The organism is Parabacteroides sp. TM07-1AC, from assembly GCF_003480915.1.
Taxonomy (GTDB): Bacteria; Bacteroidota; Bacteroidia; order Bacteroidales; family Tannerellaceae; genus Parabacteroides; species Parabacteroides chongii.
The window spans coordinates 50,612-69,434 of sequence record NZ_QUKD01000006.1 but is presented as its reverse complement, the minus strand read 5'-3'; the positions used below and the strand labels follow the sequence as shown (position 1 = coordinate 69,434).

Genomic DNA, 18,823 nt, shown 5'->3' with positions numbered 1-18,823 from the left:
TTCATAAACATTTAAAAAACATCTGAAAAATGATAACTCTTACCTGTTTGAAGTTTTATCTGTTTCATCTTACCCCGGTAAGATATTTCATACAAACCATCCTGTGCTGCATACAAAACTGCATCAACCAGTTCCCCTTCTTTCCAAGATATGTCAAGCGTATGCCCACCAAAGACCCTGACACCTTTTAGTTGCCCGTCGGCATATTCTCTCGGCCACGCTGGCAACAGTTCCATTTTCCCCGGTTCGGTATATACCAGCATCTCCATAAATAAACGAGGCAGACTCAATATTGCATCCAAATTATAAATCTGATGGTTGGGATCATGGGATGTTACCAGCCCATTATATACATAATGACGACGGCTGAAACGATCCAAATTCTTTACGACTTTGTCCATATCTCCCAAACGAGCAGCCTGAAGAGCTACATGAAGCAAACCATGAGCCGAGCTCGTATCAAATTCAAAACGTTTATCCAAAGCTACTTTTGCTGCTTGTATCAATCGCTCACTCCCCTTACTCTTCCCTAATTGAGAACTAGGGAAAACAGGATACAAATGAGACTGACATCTGTGATCATATATATCCGGATAGGTGGCATCTACCCATTCAGCTAAAGCACCATCTTCATTAATCCGATATTCAGGCAGTCTATCCAAATAAAATTTCCATTTTAATCTTTCTTCCTGCGGTAAATCAAATTGTTTTCCCATATCCAGCAAGATACTAAATACCTCACGGGCTATAGCTACATCCATCGTAGCGTCTTTACTCAACCAGGTATTACTCCCTACCGGTGTATTTTCTGGTGAGACACTCGGAGTAATATGAAACAAACTATCACTCCCCAATACCAAAAAGTCTTCATAGAAATCCGCCATCTCACGATATAAGGGCAGCACTCTTTTTTCCAATGCTTCATTATCTCCCATCAACATGGCATATTCATAAAACGGACGCAAATTCCAACCAGCCCCTCCCGGCCAACACATCCAAGGGAAAGAAGCACCAAAATGAGTCAGATAGCCATTTTCCGGGTCGTTATAATGAGCAACGATAAAGCCCCGGCATCCCAGATAGTTCTTGGCGTTCAAACGCCATCCGGGTAACAGCCGTTCAACATAGCTGCAATAAGATTCCGCACATTCCGGCAGGTTGCTCATCGAAGCAGCTGAGATTGCCAGGTTGATATTGGAGTCCCAGACAAACCCGCCGATCCAATCCGGTTTCCATCCTCCTCCCCAAATTCCTTGCAAAGGAGGTGGATATTTACCACACGAAGAGATCAATAAATAACGGCCCATTGCATGTATCTGTTCTAAAAACAACGGAGTTACACCTTTCTCTTCAATTGTTGCAAGCATTTGCTCTGTAGGTATCTCTTTCCATTCTGAAGCGCTTCCAAGATCCAATTGCATACGGCGGAACATTTCTCCATGTTCTTTACTATGTGAAGACAATAACTCTTCGTAACTATCCGATAATTCGGATAACTCTTGTCGCACATTTGTTTCTTTCGATATTTTTCCATCCGCTAACGGAGTAATACGAACTAAAATGAGGATTTCATCCGCATCTTCGATTTTCAGAGATGAGCCTTCCTGTTCCATTTTACCACCTTTCAAGGTAACCCGTGCCAATCCATCATATCCTCCGGGATCGTTCGCATAGGCCGCATGATAGGTCAGCCAACCAGGGACAGCACCTGATTTAACAGAAAGAAAAGCACTATCCAAATTATGTTCAAAATGTATACCATGTCGTCCTGGAGTTTCTTCCAAGCTCAATAGTGTATTGATTTTTCCCTGTTTACCAGCTTTCAATCGAATAACGTTTACATTGTGCGTTCTGGATGAGAAAATCGATTCACACACATCTTCTTCCCCATTTCTATAAACAGTGGCCACTCCTGTTTCCAAGTCCAACTGGCGCCGATACTTTTCATTTGCCAAAGCCAACGTATCCACATATTGTATTCGCAAATCAAAAGCCGGATGAGGGATCAAAGGCCATCGTTGTCTGGCTCCCATTTCTATCAGCTGACGGTCTGCCTCACCCGCTATCAATTCTGCAGCTCGATCACTCTTTTCTTCATCTATAAATCTGCGAGCTTCCGGAAGAAGGTCAGCAGTGACAGGTACCGTCTCTTTATTATGATCCCATCCACGGATAAACAGTTCTTCATGTACACAGATGATCCGTTCATCGCCAGGCTGCCCTAAAACCATTGTTCCATGGCTACCATTTCCAGTCACAAAAGCATCTTCCCATATTGCAGACGGCTTCTCCGACCAGACTACCCATCGCCCGGAAGATTGCAAATCAGAATTATAATTATTTGTCTGTAAGCCACAACCGGACAAACAGAATATTAAAAAGCAAATAATGTATTTCATCGATAAATATCTTTTATTATTTTCCTGTAAAATGGAACCAGTCGAAATCAGCATAACCGCCAACTCCATTTGCTTTCGTTGAATAATTAAACAAGGCAAAACGGTTTGCAGTCCAATCCAGACCTAACCCCATTTTCAGTTCATTTCCTATCGGAGAATAAGTCTTTCCATCGAGACTGTAATAGAAACGAGCTGTAAAGTCTTTGTCCATAACCCGGGCACGAATCCAGATCTTATTACCTTTTAAAGCATCTACCGTCTCTACGATCTCCCCGTCATTACACATAACAATCTTCCGGTCAGCTCCCTCCTGTTGTACAGCTACATAAGCATACGGAAACTGGAATACTCCGAATCCTGCCACATTTCCATCTTTCAGACCGGTAATATCCACCAATACAGAACCTTCTGATGACGGTCCCTGTACACGTTGAGTTAAAGTATTACGAGCCTCTTTCAGACTTTTTGCCTGCGATGCCTTCAGACGCATATATCCCGGACGTTCAGTCAATGTCCATTTCGTATCATCCGGATTATGGTTCCACTGCCATTGTAGTCCCAGCTTCTTCCCTTTAAACTCATCCGATGTCGCCGGTACCATAACCGGATATGTCTTACCGACATTCGGTTTTGGATAAGTAATAACATCTTTTCCTTCAGTACCCAGCATCGGCCAGCCATCGACCCATTTAACAGGCATTAAACAGGGAACACGACCGATAGGACCCCGGTCCTGCATGATAATAAACCACCAATCACCATTCTTCAACTGAACCATCCCTCCCTGATGTAAACCGTTAGGAGGATAAGAACTGTTGTCGTCCACGATTATTTTATGTTCGTACGGACCATAAATACTATCGGAACGAAGACAAACCTGCCAGCCTTCCGTGCCACCAGCCGGACAAGTGATATAATATTTTCCGTTAATCTTATACATATGGGCACCTTCCATTCCAAAACGTTTACCGAATGTCTGGCTGTTCTCAAATCGTTTATTCCAGATTTCAACAGGTTTTCCTTTAACAGACCTCACGTCGGAATTCAATTCCGTAATGAGTAACTTTCCCTGCCCGTGAACCACATATACCTTGCCGTTATCATCGAAAAACAGCCCCGGATCGTAAAGATATTCCGGGAATATAGTACGTTTCCAGGGACCCTCCGGTTTATCTGCCTCACAAATGGAAAAATGTCCGGTTTCCGTGCCCAACCCATAAGGGGTACAGAAACCTACATAAAATTTACCGTTATTATAGCGGATCGTATTTGCCCAGGATCCATTCAGATATAACTGTCCGTTCTGCATATCATAACGTTCATCTTCATCATATCGGTCAACGGCATATCCCACCATTTTCCAATTAACCAAATCTTTAGAGGTTGCGATCGGGCTTCCCGGTACATAATGCATACTGGTCGATATAAAATAGAAATCATCGTCGACGCGAATAATATCGGGGTCAGGCCAGTCTCCCCACATAAGAGGATTCGTAAATGTTCCGTCTCCGTTATCAGGAGTCCATACTTGTTGTGCCTCAACCAGGAAAGAGGCTAAACACAATAATGCTATATTGAAAAGGTTGTGTAATTTCATTCTAATTATTTTTAGCAAGTACAACACTGGTCTTTATTAAAAAAGAGGAATATCTCCGAAACACAGAAGACATCGGAGATATTCCTCGCTTTCAACCAAATACAAAATTAATAACCCGGAGTCTGGTCCAGATTCGGATTCTTATCCATTGCATCCTGTTTAATCGGTAAATAACGATTATGAGATGCATACTGACGAGGCTCGATCAATTCCGTTCCTGTTACTACCGCACGTTTATAAGGATTACTTTCCTTATAGTCGATAGTTCCTGTTATACGATTCAACGGGCCATTCAAAACTGTTTCTGCCACCAGTTTACCACTATCGTCTTTCCAGCGAAGAATATCCGCCCGGCGAAGACCTTCACCAGCCAGTTCGACAGAACGTTCACGGCGGATCAATTTACGCAGTTCTGCCTGTGTATTATACTTCGTCTGATCGACATCAGGCATCCCGACACGATTGCGAATACGGTTCAGTATGTTATAAATTTCAGCAGAAGGACCATTCAGTTCATTTTCTGCTTCTGCATAACTTAATAAGACTTCTGCATAGCGGAAAACGATAATATTAGCATTCGCAGACCACATATCAGCATAATAATTCACACTTTTACCTAAATACTTAGCCCAGGTCAAAACGGTTTTGGAAGAGTTATCCGCCCCGTTCGGATCATTCGGATTGGCAACCCCGTTAACGGTCTTATCCAGCGTATTCAATATTCCGCCCCCCCAGTCCTGTCCGGGAAAAAGCACTGTCATAGCCATACGCGGGTCGCGATTGGCAAACGGATGAACCGGATCATAACCGCTACCGGCTTCCTCCTTTGTTAAACCATTATCCATTTCATAAAAATCAACAAGATTCTGGGTAGGAACCATTGACGACCAACCACCATCTGCATTATTATACATAGTAGCTATTACCCAGGTAGAAGTCAAATTCGTATCATGCTGAGTGGCCATGATAATCTCTTTGGAATCCTGACCTTCTACCAGGAACAGTCTGGAATAATCAGACTCCAGATCGTACATTCCCATATCAATAATAGCTTTTGCAGCCTCTTTTGCACGTGCATAATCACCATAATATAAAGCGGAACGCATCTTCAAAGCCAAAGCTGTCCCTTTAGCAATATACCCCCTGGCTGAAGGCGTTTCTTTTAATAGAGGAATGGCAGCATCCAATTCATCATAAACATATTGTTTTACTTCTTCCTCCGTATTACGTTTCACCTTTGCTTCATCTGCAGTAGAATAAGAATCGATAATAGGGATACCACCATACCACCAGTTCTTATCAAAATACTGGAAAGCACGGATAGTCTTTACCTGACCGATCATATCATTTTTTTCTGCTTCATCTTCAAATTCAACATTTTCTATATTAGTCAGAAAATCATTACAACGACGAATCATACTAAAACTATACAAATTGGCCACCTGATTTCCCGGAGACATACCACCGTTACCTATAAGTCTCCAACCTTCATGTATAAAATTATTATAGCCGAAATCAGAGCCACAATCCCAATAGAGAATCGCACTGTCATCCACCCATCCGTCATAACAACCAACCAAAAACTTTTGAGCATCTTCTTCAGTCTGCCAGGTCGTACTTGGAGATAAAGCATCCCGGGGAATCGTATCTAAAAAATCGGAACAGGATGTGCCCATTAACGATGCACCTGTCAGCATATATATTAATAGTCGTTTCATAAAACTTTCTTTTAAATTGTAGATAATAAATAGATTAGAATGTCAGATTTACCCCAAAAGAATGGGTCTGAAGCAAAGGATATTCATTTGTTCCTGAGTTTTCCGGATCAATATCAAAAAACATATTGTCAAGCGTAAATAAGTTCTCTGCAGAATAATAAACGCGCAAGTTCTCGATACCGATCGGTTTCAATATTTTAGCAGGAATCGTATATCCCAACTGAAGGTTCTTCATGCGTAGATAACTGGTATTTTGTATCCAGAACGTCGACATGACATTATAAGACGCACTTGGAGAATTTTGCATATAATATATACGAGGCATCGTTGCATCCTGATTATCCGGAGTCCAGGCATCGAGCCATATAGATGCAGGATGAGAAATATCACCGGAAAAAGTACCGACAGAACCTCCATCAACCATACGATGTACACCTGCAGCACCCGAAAATAGCATCGACAAGTCAAAGCCTTTATAACCGGCATTCAGATTCAGTGCAAATGTAACAGTCGGATCAGTCGATCCAGCCAAAACACGGTCATCAGCCGTAATTTTACCATCGCCATTAGCATCTTTATAAATCAAATCTCCAGCCTTAAACTTTTGCGAACCAAACGGATACCCATCCTTCCCTGCATATTTATCCATATAAGCCTGTGCGTCAGCATCAGAACTAAAAAAACCATCAGCTTTATATACATAGTAGGAATTAAACCGTTTACCTATTTCACGACGTTTATACTCATTTTTCGGATCAGTCATATAATCGACTCCACCTAAATCCAGCAGTTCGTTCTTATTATAAGCCATATTTGCCGTTGCACCAAACTTCCAGTCGCCCCAGGAGTTATTATAACTTACCATCAGCTCGACTCCACGATTGGCCATTGCACCGACATTATCTTTATAAGCATCCAGACCAAATTCCGCAGGAACCGGTACGTCCATAATGATCCCTGTTGTTTTACGGTCATAATAATCGAAAGATATATTGATCTTATTATTAATCGTTGCATCCAGACCAATACCCCAGGTACGAGCTTTCTCCCATCCAATAGTAGAAAGTTTATAAGATTTCTGATAATACCCAGTGTTCACCTCTCCTCCAAACAGATATTTGGCATCCAGATTATAAGTACTCATCCACGGATAATATTCGTCCAAAGCATCCTGATTTCCCAACAATCCCCAGGAAGCACGAATTTTCAGATTATTCAACCAGTCTTTTGTACTTTCCATAAAGCTTTCTTCACTCAAACGCCATGCTCCTGAAAACGATGGAAAATATCCCCAGCGATTTCCATCAGCAAAACGGGACGAAGCATCAGAACGGATATTCGCTTCCAATAAATATTTTCCGGCGTAATCATAATTAATACGACCAAACCAGGAAACCATTGCCAACTCTCTGGTGTATCCTTCATTGGTTTGGGAAGCTGCATCCCCTGCACCAATGTCCGTCAAATCGTTTGTAGGAAAATTTTTACGATAAGCTTTAGTATAGGAATAATCATACTTTTCCGTATGCCATCCTGCCATCGCCTTTAAATTGTGCAGCCCAAATTGTTTATCATAATTCAATAAGGCATCAAACGTTGCCCGATGCCAACCATAATAACGTTCATCCAAATGGTTAGGCTCCGACTCTTTATTCTCATTGTACCGGATATATTTCTGAAAATCACGATAATGTTGTTGATCGTTCACATAAGAACCTGTTACTGTAGCCGTCAAACCATCCATTACCTTATAATCTACAGCCAGGACTCCCGAAAAATTTTGATTTTTACGGTCAACAGTCTGATCCAAATCCAGCCATGCTAAAGGGTTACCATCAGAAACAGTACCATAAGTTCCGTCCGGATAACGTCCGACAATCCAAGGAGCCATTCCTTGTAATGAACGGAAGATCTGACCGGATCCACCTCCTGCATAACAAGATGTAGGATCTGAATAATCATTCTTAATATAGGCCAGATTCATACGAACTGCCAATCTCGGATTCAGCTGCACATCCAAATTCGTACGGCCATTAAACTGCTGTCTTTCTGCATTCGGTAAAATACCACTCTGATTCAGATAACCGACAGACCCCATATATTTCACATTTTCCGTACCTCCGCTCATGCTGACGTTATGAGAATGCTGGATACCGGTTCTATAAGCCTCTCCGTACCAATCCGTATTCGGATAATTCGGATCTGTTCCATCTTTAAATTTCTGTATCTCTTCTTCTGAGAAACGAGGCGTTAAACCTTCAGCAACCATTACCTGGCTATAAAGGCGTGCATAATCATAAGAGTTCAGACGTTCAGTCAGATTCGTAGGATTCTGAATACCGACGTATCCATTATAGGAAATACGAGGCTTACCGGTCTTACCACGCTTGGTAGTAATCAAAATAACACCATTGGAAGCTTTCGAACCATAAATTGCGGCAGAAGCAGCGTCTTTCAGGACCGAGATACTTTCAACATCATTCGGATCGACCGAGTTCATTGTTCCTGTTTCAATACCATCCACCAGGATATAAGGGTCTGCTGTGTTCAAAGTCCCGACACCACGGATACGGATCGATCCGCCATCCTGTCCCGGACGTCCTCCCTGTGAAGTAACTGTTACACCCGGCATCAATCCCTGGATACCGGAAGACAGGTTTTGAATAGGCCGGCTCTCCAGATCCTTATTGTCAATCTGGGCAACAGCTCCGGTCATATTTATCTTTTTCTGTGTTCCGTATCCGACAACAACAATTTCTTCCAATGTCTGGGTATCTTCTTCTAAAGTAACAGCTACAATTTCCTTACTCCCTACTTTTATTTCTTTAGGACGATAACCTATATAAGAAATTTCAAGAGTCGAACCTTCCGGTACATCCATGCTGAAATTACCATCGACATCGGAAATGACTCCGTTGGTTGTACCTTTCTGAATAATATTTGCCCCAATAACCGGTTCACCGTTTGTATCCGTTACAGTTCCCTTCAACGACTTTTTTTGATTGGTAGCCTTCTTTTGATACTCCGGCTCAGTCAATACAACCTGTGTTTCTCCTTTTATAGTATAAGACACAGAAATCTGTTTAGCGATCTGTCCCATCACCGTTTCAATACTCTGATCGTTTGCATCAACAGAGATAGCTGTATTCATACCGGGAAGACCTTTTTTATAGAAAAAGCGATATTTACTTACTTTTTCAATTTGCTTCACCACTTCTGAAGCGGGTTTGTCTTTCATATGTATGGTTATCTGAGCGTGGATTTCCAACAGTGGAAAGGTTAACAATAATGTCAGAATAACCGTCTGTTTAAATAAATGCTTCATGTTACTCAATTTTCTTTTAATTAGAAATAAGATGTAGATAAAATAAATGTTTGTAACTTTGTAAGCAGAGGAGTCCCGTTAACAACAGTCGGTCTCCTACATCGACTGTATCAACTTATGGGATATCTGCTAAAATTGTACTTGTGAGGTAGCTCTATCAAGGGTTACCTCGCTTTTTTTATTCTTTCATTCCTTCCTCATAGGCATATTTGTTTGAGTTCTTCTTTTCAGGAAAACAGTGTCTCCTTTATATTCATACACAACCGGAGTTGTCAGGTTAATAATATCGATAAAGTTTTCAAGGCTGTTATTCCGGATAGTTCCTACATAGCATTCTTTCTTCAACGATTCGTCCTCTATATATATGGTCGTATTATACAGGCGATTCATTATACGGGTAATCTCTTCTAAAGACTCACCGTCGAATGTGATCTCATTCTCCCTCCAAAGAGCTATATCCTGCATGTTTTCATCTTTATATTGTAAAAATCCCCGTGTCAACAGATCGACCTTAACAGACTCATGCGGTTTAAGAATCGCCACATGATCTTCATAGCTGACTCTCACAGAGCCAGAAAACAGTGATGCAATCATTTTATTATCATCCCTGTAGGCATTAATATTGAATGCAGTACCCAAAGCTTCCACTTGCATGCCTTTCGCTTCCACGACAAAGCGTTTTGCCGGATTCTTTGCCACTTCAAAATAAGCCTCTCCTACCAATGTTACATTCCGTTCTTTCATACCATAGTCTGCCGGATAACTGATCTTTGTATCGGAGTTCAACCAGACCTTCGTACTGTCAGGCAAAGTAACAAAGGCTCGTTGTCCTTTTTCCGCAGAGACCATGAAATTCTGTGTCGACAATTGTTTTTGCTTATGGTTCATATTATAATTGAACAGACTCAATACAATGATTATACAAGCCACAGCAATCCGTTGTCCTATTTTCCATGAAAAACGAGAACGCAACGGAACGATTTTCACTTCTTTCTCCTTTTCATCCAGACGAAGACTTAACCGGCGATACATACGCTCTTGAACATCTTTGGGCATCTCATCCGAACTGTCTTTCCAGGCAGTTTCAAACAGTGCAAAAAATTCTTCTTTGGATGTACACTGCCGGAACCATTCCATCAACTGCCGGTTTTCTTCTTCGGTAGTCGTACCTGCTATCAGACGGTGAAGTAATTCTATTCTCATCATTGATTCGTTTATATATAGTAGTCCAATAAATACAGCTACTACTTAGTCTAAATATAAAATATGCTGTTTTTTAACTTTAGTTCACAAAATAAATTTTCAAGCACCAGGGAATATGGAGAGAAACAGAAACGTATCTTACAGAGAAAGATAGATAAGAAAGAAAGCGACAGCTTTATTTCCCAGCACTTTACGAAGCTCTTTCAATGCCTGGTAGATATGGGCTTCCACCGTACGTTCAGACAGGGATAGTCTGTTTGCTATTTCTGCATGCGAAAGATTTTCAAACCGACTCATAATAAATACTTTCCGCCGCATTTCCGGGAATGAGGAGATTACATTGAAAATATAGTCACGCAGGGAGTCGGCTTCAATCTCATCTTCTTCTGAACTGGAGGTAAGTTTGATGTCATTGAGTTCCTCTACCGGTTGATTTTTATGAAAGGCTTCTTCTATGTATCTATAAGCTAAGTTACGGGCTATGGTTGAGATATAAGCTTCGAAGTTAAGTTCCGGTTGAATGTTAGCCCGCTTTTCCCAAATCGTAAGGAAGAGCTCCTGCACAACGTCTTCCGCTATATCGGAATCGTTCAGCAAATACAAAACGGTATTGTATACTTTCGGACTATACCGCCAGTAAACGGTATTAAAAGCATCCCTGTCTCCCTCTTTAAGACGATATAAAAGTTTACTATCCATGATTATGCTGCTACTCCCCTGAATTAAAGCAACAAAGGTAGTAATTTTTCCATCCAAAATAAAAATAATCAGTCCCATGAGATTATTCACACAAGACTGATTATTGATCAGAATCAAATGACCACCGTCACCACTGACCTAGGAGCTATTTTCAAATTTGATAATTTATATTCTCCTATATACTCCAGGTTCTTATCTTCCGACGTAACATACATTTTTCCTTTATCGGAATCACTACATTTGATTTTTATCTCTTTCTGCTTATCCTCATAATTGATAAAAACCAATATAACTTTCTCGCCATCCGTATAAGCAGATCCCATTAAAGAGGTAGCCGCTTCCAACTCGGAAATATCCGGCTCCCTATCGAGAGATATCCTCCACATACCAGGACGGATAAATCGGCTAAAATTCCCTGTAGTCCAAAGCATTTTAGTAGGACTGATCACTCCGTCATATTTCAGACTTTCACCTGTTGAACCTGTTTTCGGCTTTAGCTGAATTGGGACATCTTCACCCATTGAAACTGCCGTCCACCACTGCCAGGCAGAGGCATTTGCGACAGCTAGATCGGTATGGATAATCCGGGCAACATACAAACCCAGATTCATACTTTTTGCAGGAGAAGGTTCACCGGATATCTCTTCATTCTTTTCCAAAATACAATATTCGGATGCCCAGAATTTAGTTTTATTGCCAGTTTTCTCTAAAGATTTACTGATCCGTTGTCTTAATCCTACCAAAGTTTCCGCTGGATAAGCACTCCAGTAATCATGGGCTGATACACAGTTATAAACATTTTGCATTCCCATAATATTATATCGTCCTTTACGGGTAAAAAACTCTTCGATAATGTTATCCGGCATCGTCAGGCTGGTATCGCAATCGAACAGATATTTCATATCTGCCGCCTCGCCAAACACAATTTTCGTTGAAACCTTATGACGGGTCACTGCTTTATCCAACTCACCAAGAAGTTTGTAAGCATCTTCATTGGTAGCAAAGCTACCTTCCTGCCATTTATTGGCGCCCCAGTCTATCTGAGGCTCATTAATAGGACTTATATACCTGACATTATAACCTTCGTCCGTAAAGTGCTTAGCTGTCAACGCCAGAAAATCAGCAAAGTCTGCAAACTTATCCTCCTGCAAGTTGATCTTCTCTTTGTCGGGTGCAAGGGTCGAACCACTCCTTGTCATAAAATAGGGGGCAGAATTAGTAAAAAACAAAAAGTCATCGACTCCCCTTTTCTTTGCAGCTTTCATAAACCACTGTTGCCCTGCTTGTTTGGTAAAATCGTACGAACCGTCCGGTGATAAAAAACATTCCGTACGATTCCATACACTCGTTACCTCATTATTTTCACGGTTCTCAAAGCTACCGGCACCAATATTAACCCTCCAATTACTCAATCCAATACCAACCGGATTCCCGTTCGCATCCATTTTTGTACTGAACAACAGGTCAGCAATCTTTTCACGCTTTTCTACCGGCCAATATTTACCGATAAATGCAATCCTCCATGCATCCGACGCACCAAAATTGTCAATCACCTGATGCTTCACCTCCTTCCTGACACGGAAGGAGGTCGTTTCCCCGTTCTTCAATGCTGTTTCAGCCCGAAGTAAGGGAAAAGTAAGCAGTAATGATGAAATCAGGAAGTTTCTCAATAACTGATATTTCATACGATCATTGTTTATTCAAAATTTGTTTGAATCAGATTCGGATTCCTGTCCAGTTCTGACTGTGGAATAGGAAGATAAGTATTCTTAAAAGAACGTATTTCCAGTACAACTTTATTCGATTCTCCTGTCTGAATAACAGCTCTTTCTTCCTGAGGAATATTCGTATCCATAATCACGGTACCATAGTTGGTTGCATAGACCGGTCCGTTAAGCACTTCTTTCGCTATTCCCCAACGGACAATATCACTACGACGCAAACCTTCAAAAGCGAACTCAACCCGTCTTTCACGACGTAATAATTCACGTAAAGACGCTTGAGTCGAATACTTTATTCTGTCAACCAACGGCATACCCGCACGCAAACGTATCTGATCAATCAGATTGGTTGCTTCATCCAAATCCCTGTTAAGCTCAATCAGTGCCTCTGCCTTCGACAAAAGTACTTCCGCATAACGAAAGACGATGAAATCAAGACCGGTGTTCGTTATATCGGAGTACTGCGTGAGAGGTGACATATATTTACAGCAGGTATATCCCGATTGGGAAGCATTACGCGAATCGTTCGCATTGTCTTTATTGGGTTTTCCATCAATAGTCCGGTCAAGCGTATTGTATATCCTGTATACCCCATTACTATTTACCCAGTCAGCTCCGGAATACAGGATCGTCGCATAAAAACGAGGATCTCTGTTTTTATACGGATGAACCGGATTATATTCACCAGTTTTTTCGGCTTCCTCAATTGTCAGGCCGGAAGAAGTCTCATAAGCATCTACCAGACTTTGCACAGGGACAAAAGCTGACCATCCGCCATCATTCGCATTACAGAACTCGATAATTGTTTGATTCCTGTAATCGTTCTCTACCTTCTTACCTGCCAGAATAATCTCACAGTTATCTTCATTTGCTTCTTTAAAAACATCTGCATAAGGATTCGTTCCTGCTAAATACAAACTGTAAACACCCAGTTTTTCTATTTCATTAGCAGCGGTAATTGCTTCTTCATATTGCTTATAATAAAGGCAAATACGCATTTTAAGTGCTAATGCAGCTCCTCTGGTCACACGACCGGATTCTTTTGGAGTAACATCCAGTCCTCCTTCAGCCGAAAGTTCATTCAGCTCATCCTGAATAAATTTAACGACTTCTGTTTCCGGTGAAGCCGGAATCTTAGACTCGTCAAGGGTAGAAACAACCTCTGTTACCAGTGGAATATCACCATACGCTGTCGCCATCATATAATATCTCCAGGCACGTATAAAACGAACTTCATTCCTGAGTTGTTTCAGTCTGTTCGGATCTTTAAATGGTATCTCCGTATTTTCAGTCAATGCCAGGAAATTATTACAACGGGTAATCAATGAATAATCAAACCATCCGATTCCCGGATTCGAATGAGTCGCTTTCCCATTGGCATAGGCAGACCAGTTTGTATTGATTGCACAATAACCGTTATCGCTAAATACATCATTATAAACTGTAAACGTCTGATCCACATAACCATCGTAACAACCGATCACTAACATTTCAATATCTTTCTCTGTTTTTGGGAAAGTTGCAGTTGACAAAGAATCTTTGGGCGCACGATCCAGAGAACAGGATGTTGCCAGAAGACCTATAATGAATATATATAATATCTTTTTCATACGATTAATCTTTATAATGTAATAGAAATTCCAACAGAATTAGTTGTTATATGTGGGTAATACGCACCCCAGCCGCTCGGAGCTTCCGGATCGATACCTTTTGGACATTTCTTGATAGTCAACATATTTTGTCCACTGTAATAAACACGGACCGAGGTGATCTTCATGTTGTTACACCATGTTTTAGGAAATGTGAAACCAACCTGCACATCTTTCAGGCGCAAATAATTCGTATTCACCAACCAGAAATCGGAAGTGGTTACTTCCGGCATATTATATGTTCTGAATTTGGAAGCACGCGGCATCTTGTTCGTTGGATTTTCAGGTGTCCACCTATCCAGCCATAACTTAGATGGATGCCCTGAATCACCATTAAATTCACCGTACATTTCATCCGTAAAATAACGGGCAACACTGGCTGCTCCCTGGAAAAATAAAGATGCATCGAACCATTTCCATTTAGCTCCCAAATTGATTCCAAATGTAAATTTAGGATTTTCGGAGTTCAGGATGATCTTATCCTTTTCATCGATGATATTGTCATTATTCCGATCGACAAGTTTGATATCCCCAGGGATCAAACGGGCATTGTCGATCATCGTATATTTAGGAGCTTTTTCTATTTCTTCCTTTGTCTGGAAGATTCCATCAGACTGATAACCGTAAAAAGCCTGGTACGGATGACCTACCATGGTGATGGTGCGGCTACCTTTCTGGTCATCGAGATCTCCCAACGACAATACTTCATTTTTATTCCAGGCAAAGTTAACCCCGGCATTAAAAGCAACCTGATCAATCTGCTTATTATAATTCAAAGAAGCTTCAAGACCTTTATTACTCATCTCTCCAATATTGTCATAATACCCTCCGTAACCAAACGTAGTAGGAACATTAACCTGCATCAAAATACCGGTTGTCTTACGGTTATACCAATCAAGGGTCACCGACAGTGAATTCAAGAGGGTCATATCCAAACCTATCCCCCAAGTATAAGTTGTTTCCCATGACAGGTCGTTGATCTTATTAGCTGTCTGTGCTGCTCCTGTATTGATCACATTGCCAAAAGGATATTTGGGAGAAGTAGAATAGGTATTGATGTACGGATAATAATCGTTTGGGATTTCCTGATTCCCAAGTACTCCCCAGGAGGCTCTGATCTTCATATCATCAACAAAGTTTCGTACACCAACCATAAAGTCCTCATTAGACAAACGCCATGCTCCGGAGAAAGATGGAAACCAGCCCCATCTATATCCTTCGGCAAAACGGGAAGAACCGTCACCTCTGATATTCCCTTCGAACAAATATTTATTATCAAAATTATATTTGGCTCTTGCAAAGAACGAATTCATAGCAAGTTCACGGGTATATCCGCTATTAGTCATTCCGACAACCGAACCACCGTTCAGATCAGTTACATCCGTAGAAGGAAAATCTTTTCTGTAGGCTTTTGTTTCTTTGTATTTATACAATTCAGAATGGAAACCTGCCAACAAATTAACCGTATGTTTTTCTATAAACGTCTTGTCGTAAGTCAACATAGCATCCATCTGTGTACGATTATTCGTGTAGTAAGACTGTGTATATTGTGTTGGACCATCATACTTGGCTTCATTATACTGAAGTTCTTTTCTATATAAGTTATAATCTTGATTTTGTGTATAATATGAGCCATTAACCCTCGCAACGAGTCCATCCAGAATATCATAAGAGAACTCAGCAAAAGCTGTTACATAATCGTTTTGTTTTTCACCTTTTGCCCCTAGATCCTGGAAAGCAATCGGATTACCGTCGCTGATCGTCCCATAGGTACCATCTTCATTTTTATAAGGGACCATAGGCGATATTCTATTTACCTGCCGATAAGTCTGTTCACTTGTTCCTGAATCCCAGGAAATCGGGTTTGTCGGTTCCTGGATCAACGAATTGACATAATCCAAATTGATTCTGGATTTTAATCTTTCCGTGATCTTCATATCCAAATTCACACGCAAATTAAACTGCCTGTTGGACGCATTTTTCACTATGCCCTCTTGTTTAGTATATCCCAGCGAAGTCCGGTAGTTTACCCATTCCGTTCCCCCTCCGACACTTACATTATGACGGTTGGTAAATCCGGAACCGACAAAGAACAGCTTATTCCAGTCTGTATTAGGATGTCCGTACGGATCACTCCCGTTAGCATACAGTTCAATGTCGTTCTGTGAATACGGCATACGCTTTGTAGCCTGTTCGGAGGTGGCACCTTCAGAAATAGCAGTCCAATACTCTGCTTCGTTAGTCAGCTGTGCCAATTCTGCAGAACTGGTACGAGGCATCAATTCGGAAGGAGACGACCATCCGAAAAGACCGTTATAATTAATCTTCGGAGCTCCCTGCTTCCCTCGTTTTGTAGTAATAAGTATAACCCCATTAGCTGCTTTTGAGCCATATATAGCTGCTGAAGCGGCATCTTTCAAAACGGATATACTTTCTATATCCTGCGCATCCACGATATTCATGTCACCTTCGATTCCATCAATCAATACCATCGGAGTAGAAACATTAAAGGAACCGACACCACGAATAAGAATCTTACCAGCATCCATACCCGGTTGACCACCACTATTCGTAACAGTCATACCCGGAACCAAACCTTGTAGGCCCTGAGAGACATTCGAAATGGCACGGTTGGACAAAGACTCGGAGTTGACTGTTGCAACCGATCCTGTCAGATTTACTTTTTTCTGACTACCATATCCCACAACAACTACTTCATCCAGCTTCTGTGTATCTTCTTGTAATTTAATAGAGAAAGAGGTTTCAGATCCTACGGTTATGCTCTGTTCTACATAACCGATAAAAGATATCTGCAGAACAGAAGACGGGGATACTTGTAATGTAAAACGTCCATCAATATCTGTTACCGTTCCATTCGTTGTCCCTTTCTCCACTATATTTACTCCAATAACAGGCTCTCCATTCATGTCGGTTACAACTCCTGTTATCGTTTTCGTATTTTGATTCTGTATAGGTTGAGTATTGGTTTCCGCCTTATACAAAACAATATGTTTTCCATTAATGACATATTTTATACCTTCACTGGCAAACAGTTTGTCAAGAATATCAGTAACCGATTCATCCTTCGCTGTAACGGACACTTTCCGATCCGCCTGGATCTGTTTCAAATTATAAGTAAAATAAAAGGCACTTTTCTGCTCAATAATTGAAAGAACTTCCTGCACGGAAGAGTTTTCAATATTCAAAGAAAGTTTTACTGACTGTGAATAAGTAACACTTGCTGTGATTTGCAATGTACCTAATAATAAAAAGAATAAGATACATCTCATAATAAATAGACTTTTTCGGAGCCATGAGGATTTCCACCCATCGCATGGCGTGCTTTTCTTAATAAAATTCATACATTTGTAAATGATTAGTTAGTAATAAATTTAGGTAGTCTCTAATACGTTACTTGCTTAATCCGAACCGGGGATGTTTGCCGCATCTTCGGTTCTTCATTCTTACATTTGTGTTTATCCCATAGGCTTCTTATTTTATAGGTTTATAAATTTGTATCTGATCACCTTTAATGATATAATCTAAATCGCGTGTTTCCTTCAACAGAGTCAGTACCTGCTCTATAGTTGCCCCCTCTTTAAAACGACAGGTAAATATTTCCGAGGCTAACGATTTGTCCTTTATATGAATACGCACATTGAACTTCCGCTCAAGATCACTGGTAATCTCATCCAGTCTCTTATTTATATAAGCGGCCTCTCCCAACGTCCATGACCGAGCTACTTCTGCATTCAGAACCTGAGCTTTCACAAATCCGGCTTCTTTCGTATAAGTTGCCTGCTCATTCGGCTTCAATATCATTTGATGGGTATTATCATTAGTCACCACCTCAACCTTACCCTCGGACAAAGTAACAGAAGACGGTTCATCCAGGTATGCTTTCATATTAAATTTCGTACCCAACACACGCACAAAAACCAAATCAGACTGTACGATGAAAGGTTTTTTTTTATTATGAGCAACTTCAAAGAAACCTTCTCCTTCCAGTTTTACATTACGGCTTTTTGCAGCAAAAACAGACGGATAAGTAAATTTACTGCGGGAATTGAGCCAAACTCGTGTTCCGTCGGATAAGACTAAGGATACTCGTTGCCCGTTTGGCACTTCTATCTCGTTCATGCGTACCTCTTCTTCATCAAACATCAGATACAAATTCATACTCAACAGCCCAATAAGGAAAATAGCCACAGCATATTTCAACCAAGAGAATGACAACGATCGTTTTGGGGGATAATCCTTTTTGTAGGAAGAGCTCTTTTGCAGGGAAAATAAAAACAGTTTATATGCATCCTCTATCTCTCTCTTATGGGAAAAACGCAATTCGTTCTTCAAACTCCAAATACGCTCCATTTCAAACAACCAATCGGCATTCGCCTGATCAGTTGCAACCCATTTATTAACATCCTTTATTTCAACAGGGGTACAACGATGAGTTAAATAACGTATTAATAAATCTTCATTCATATATCTTGCGCTTTATATAAAGAAGAC

General features: G+C 40.9%; 10 protein-coding genes. All 10 read right to left on the bottom strand.

Features of this window, described 5'->3' with window-relative positions:
* Positions 1–11: 11 nt before the first annotated feature.
* Positions 12–2,399 (bottom strand): glycosyl hydrolase family 95 catalytic domain-containing protein, encoded by a 2,388-nt coding sequence (locus tag DXD68_RS13625; protein WP_122362119.1) that lies wholly within the window; start codon positions 2,397–2,399, stop codon positions 12–14.
* Between the two features lie 16 nt (positions 2,400–2,415).
* The gene (locus DXD68_RS13620) at positions 2,416–3,996 is read right to left on the bottom strand and encodes a glycoside hydrolase 43 family protein (RefSeq protein ID WP_122362118.1); all 1,581 of its coding nucleotides are present in this window, start codon (positions 3,994–3,996) and stop codon (positions 2,416–2,418) included.
* A 107-nt stretch (positions 3,997–4,103) separates the two neighbouring features.
* Positions 4,104–5,714 carry a RagB/SusD family nutrient uptake outer membrane protein gene (locus tag DXD68_RS13615; protein WP_122362117.1) on the bottom strand — a complete coding sequence of 537 codons (1,611 nt, stop codon included), beginning with the start codon at positions 5,712–5,714 and terminating at the stop codon, positions 4,104–4,106.
* Positions 5,715–5,748: 34 nt separating this feature from the next.
* Entirely contained in the window at positions 5,749–9,039 is a 3,291-nt protein-coding gene (locus DXD68_RS13610; protein WP_122362116.1) for a SusC/RagA family TonB-linked outer membrane protein, read from the bottom strand.
* Between the two features lie 186 nt (positions 9,040–9,225).
* Positions 9,226–10,242, bottom strand: coding sequence for a FecR family protein (locus DXD68_RS13605; protein WP_122362115.1), 1,017 nt, complete (start codon positions 10,240–10,242; stop codon positions 9,226–9,228).
* A 138-nt stretch (positions 10,243–10,380) separates the two neighbouring features.
* A complete protein-coding gene (locus DXD68_RS13600) occupies positions 10,381–10,941 on the bottom strand; it encodes an RNA polymerase sigma factor (RefSeq protein WP_122362247.1) in 561 nt (186 codons plus the stop codon).
* A 113-nt stretch (positions 10,942–11,054) separates the two neighbouring features.
* On the bottom strand, positions 11,055–12,626 hold the full coding sequence (locus tag DXD68_RS13595; protein WP_122362114.1) for a glycoside hydrolase: 1,572 nt from the start codon (positions 12,624–12,626) through the stop codon (positions 11,055–11,057).
* 11 nt (positions 12,627–12,637) lie between these two features.
* Complete coding sequence (locus tag DXD68_RS13590) at positions 12,638–14,272, bottom strand: RagB/SusD family nutrient uptake outer membrane protein (protein WP_122362113.1); 1,635 nt, start codon at positions 14,270–14,272, stop codon at positions 12,638–12,640.
* Positions 14,273–14,283: 11 nt separating this feature from the next.
* Entirely contained in the window at positions 14,284–17,601 is a 3,318-nt protein-coding gene (locus DXD68_RS13585) for a TonB-dependent receptor (protein ID WP_122362112.1), read from the bottom strand.
* Positions 17,602–17,803: 202 nt separating this feature from the next.
* Complete coding sequence (locus tag DXD68_RS13580) at positions 17,804–18,796, bottom strand: FecR family protein (protein WP_122362111.1); 993 nt, start codon at positions 18,794–18,796, stop codon at positions 17,804–17,806.
* Between the last annotated feature and the right edge of the window lie 27 nt (positions 18,797–18,823).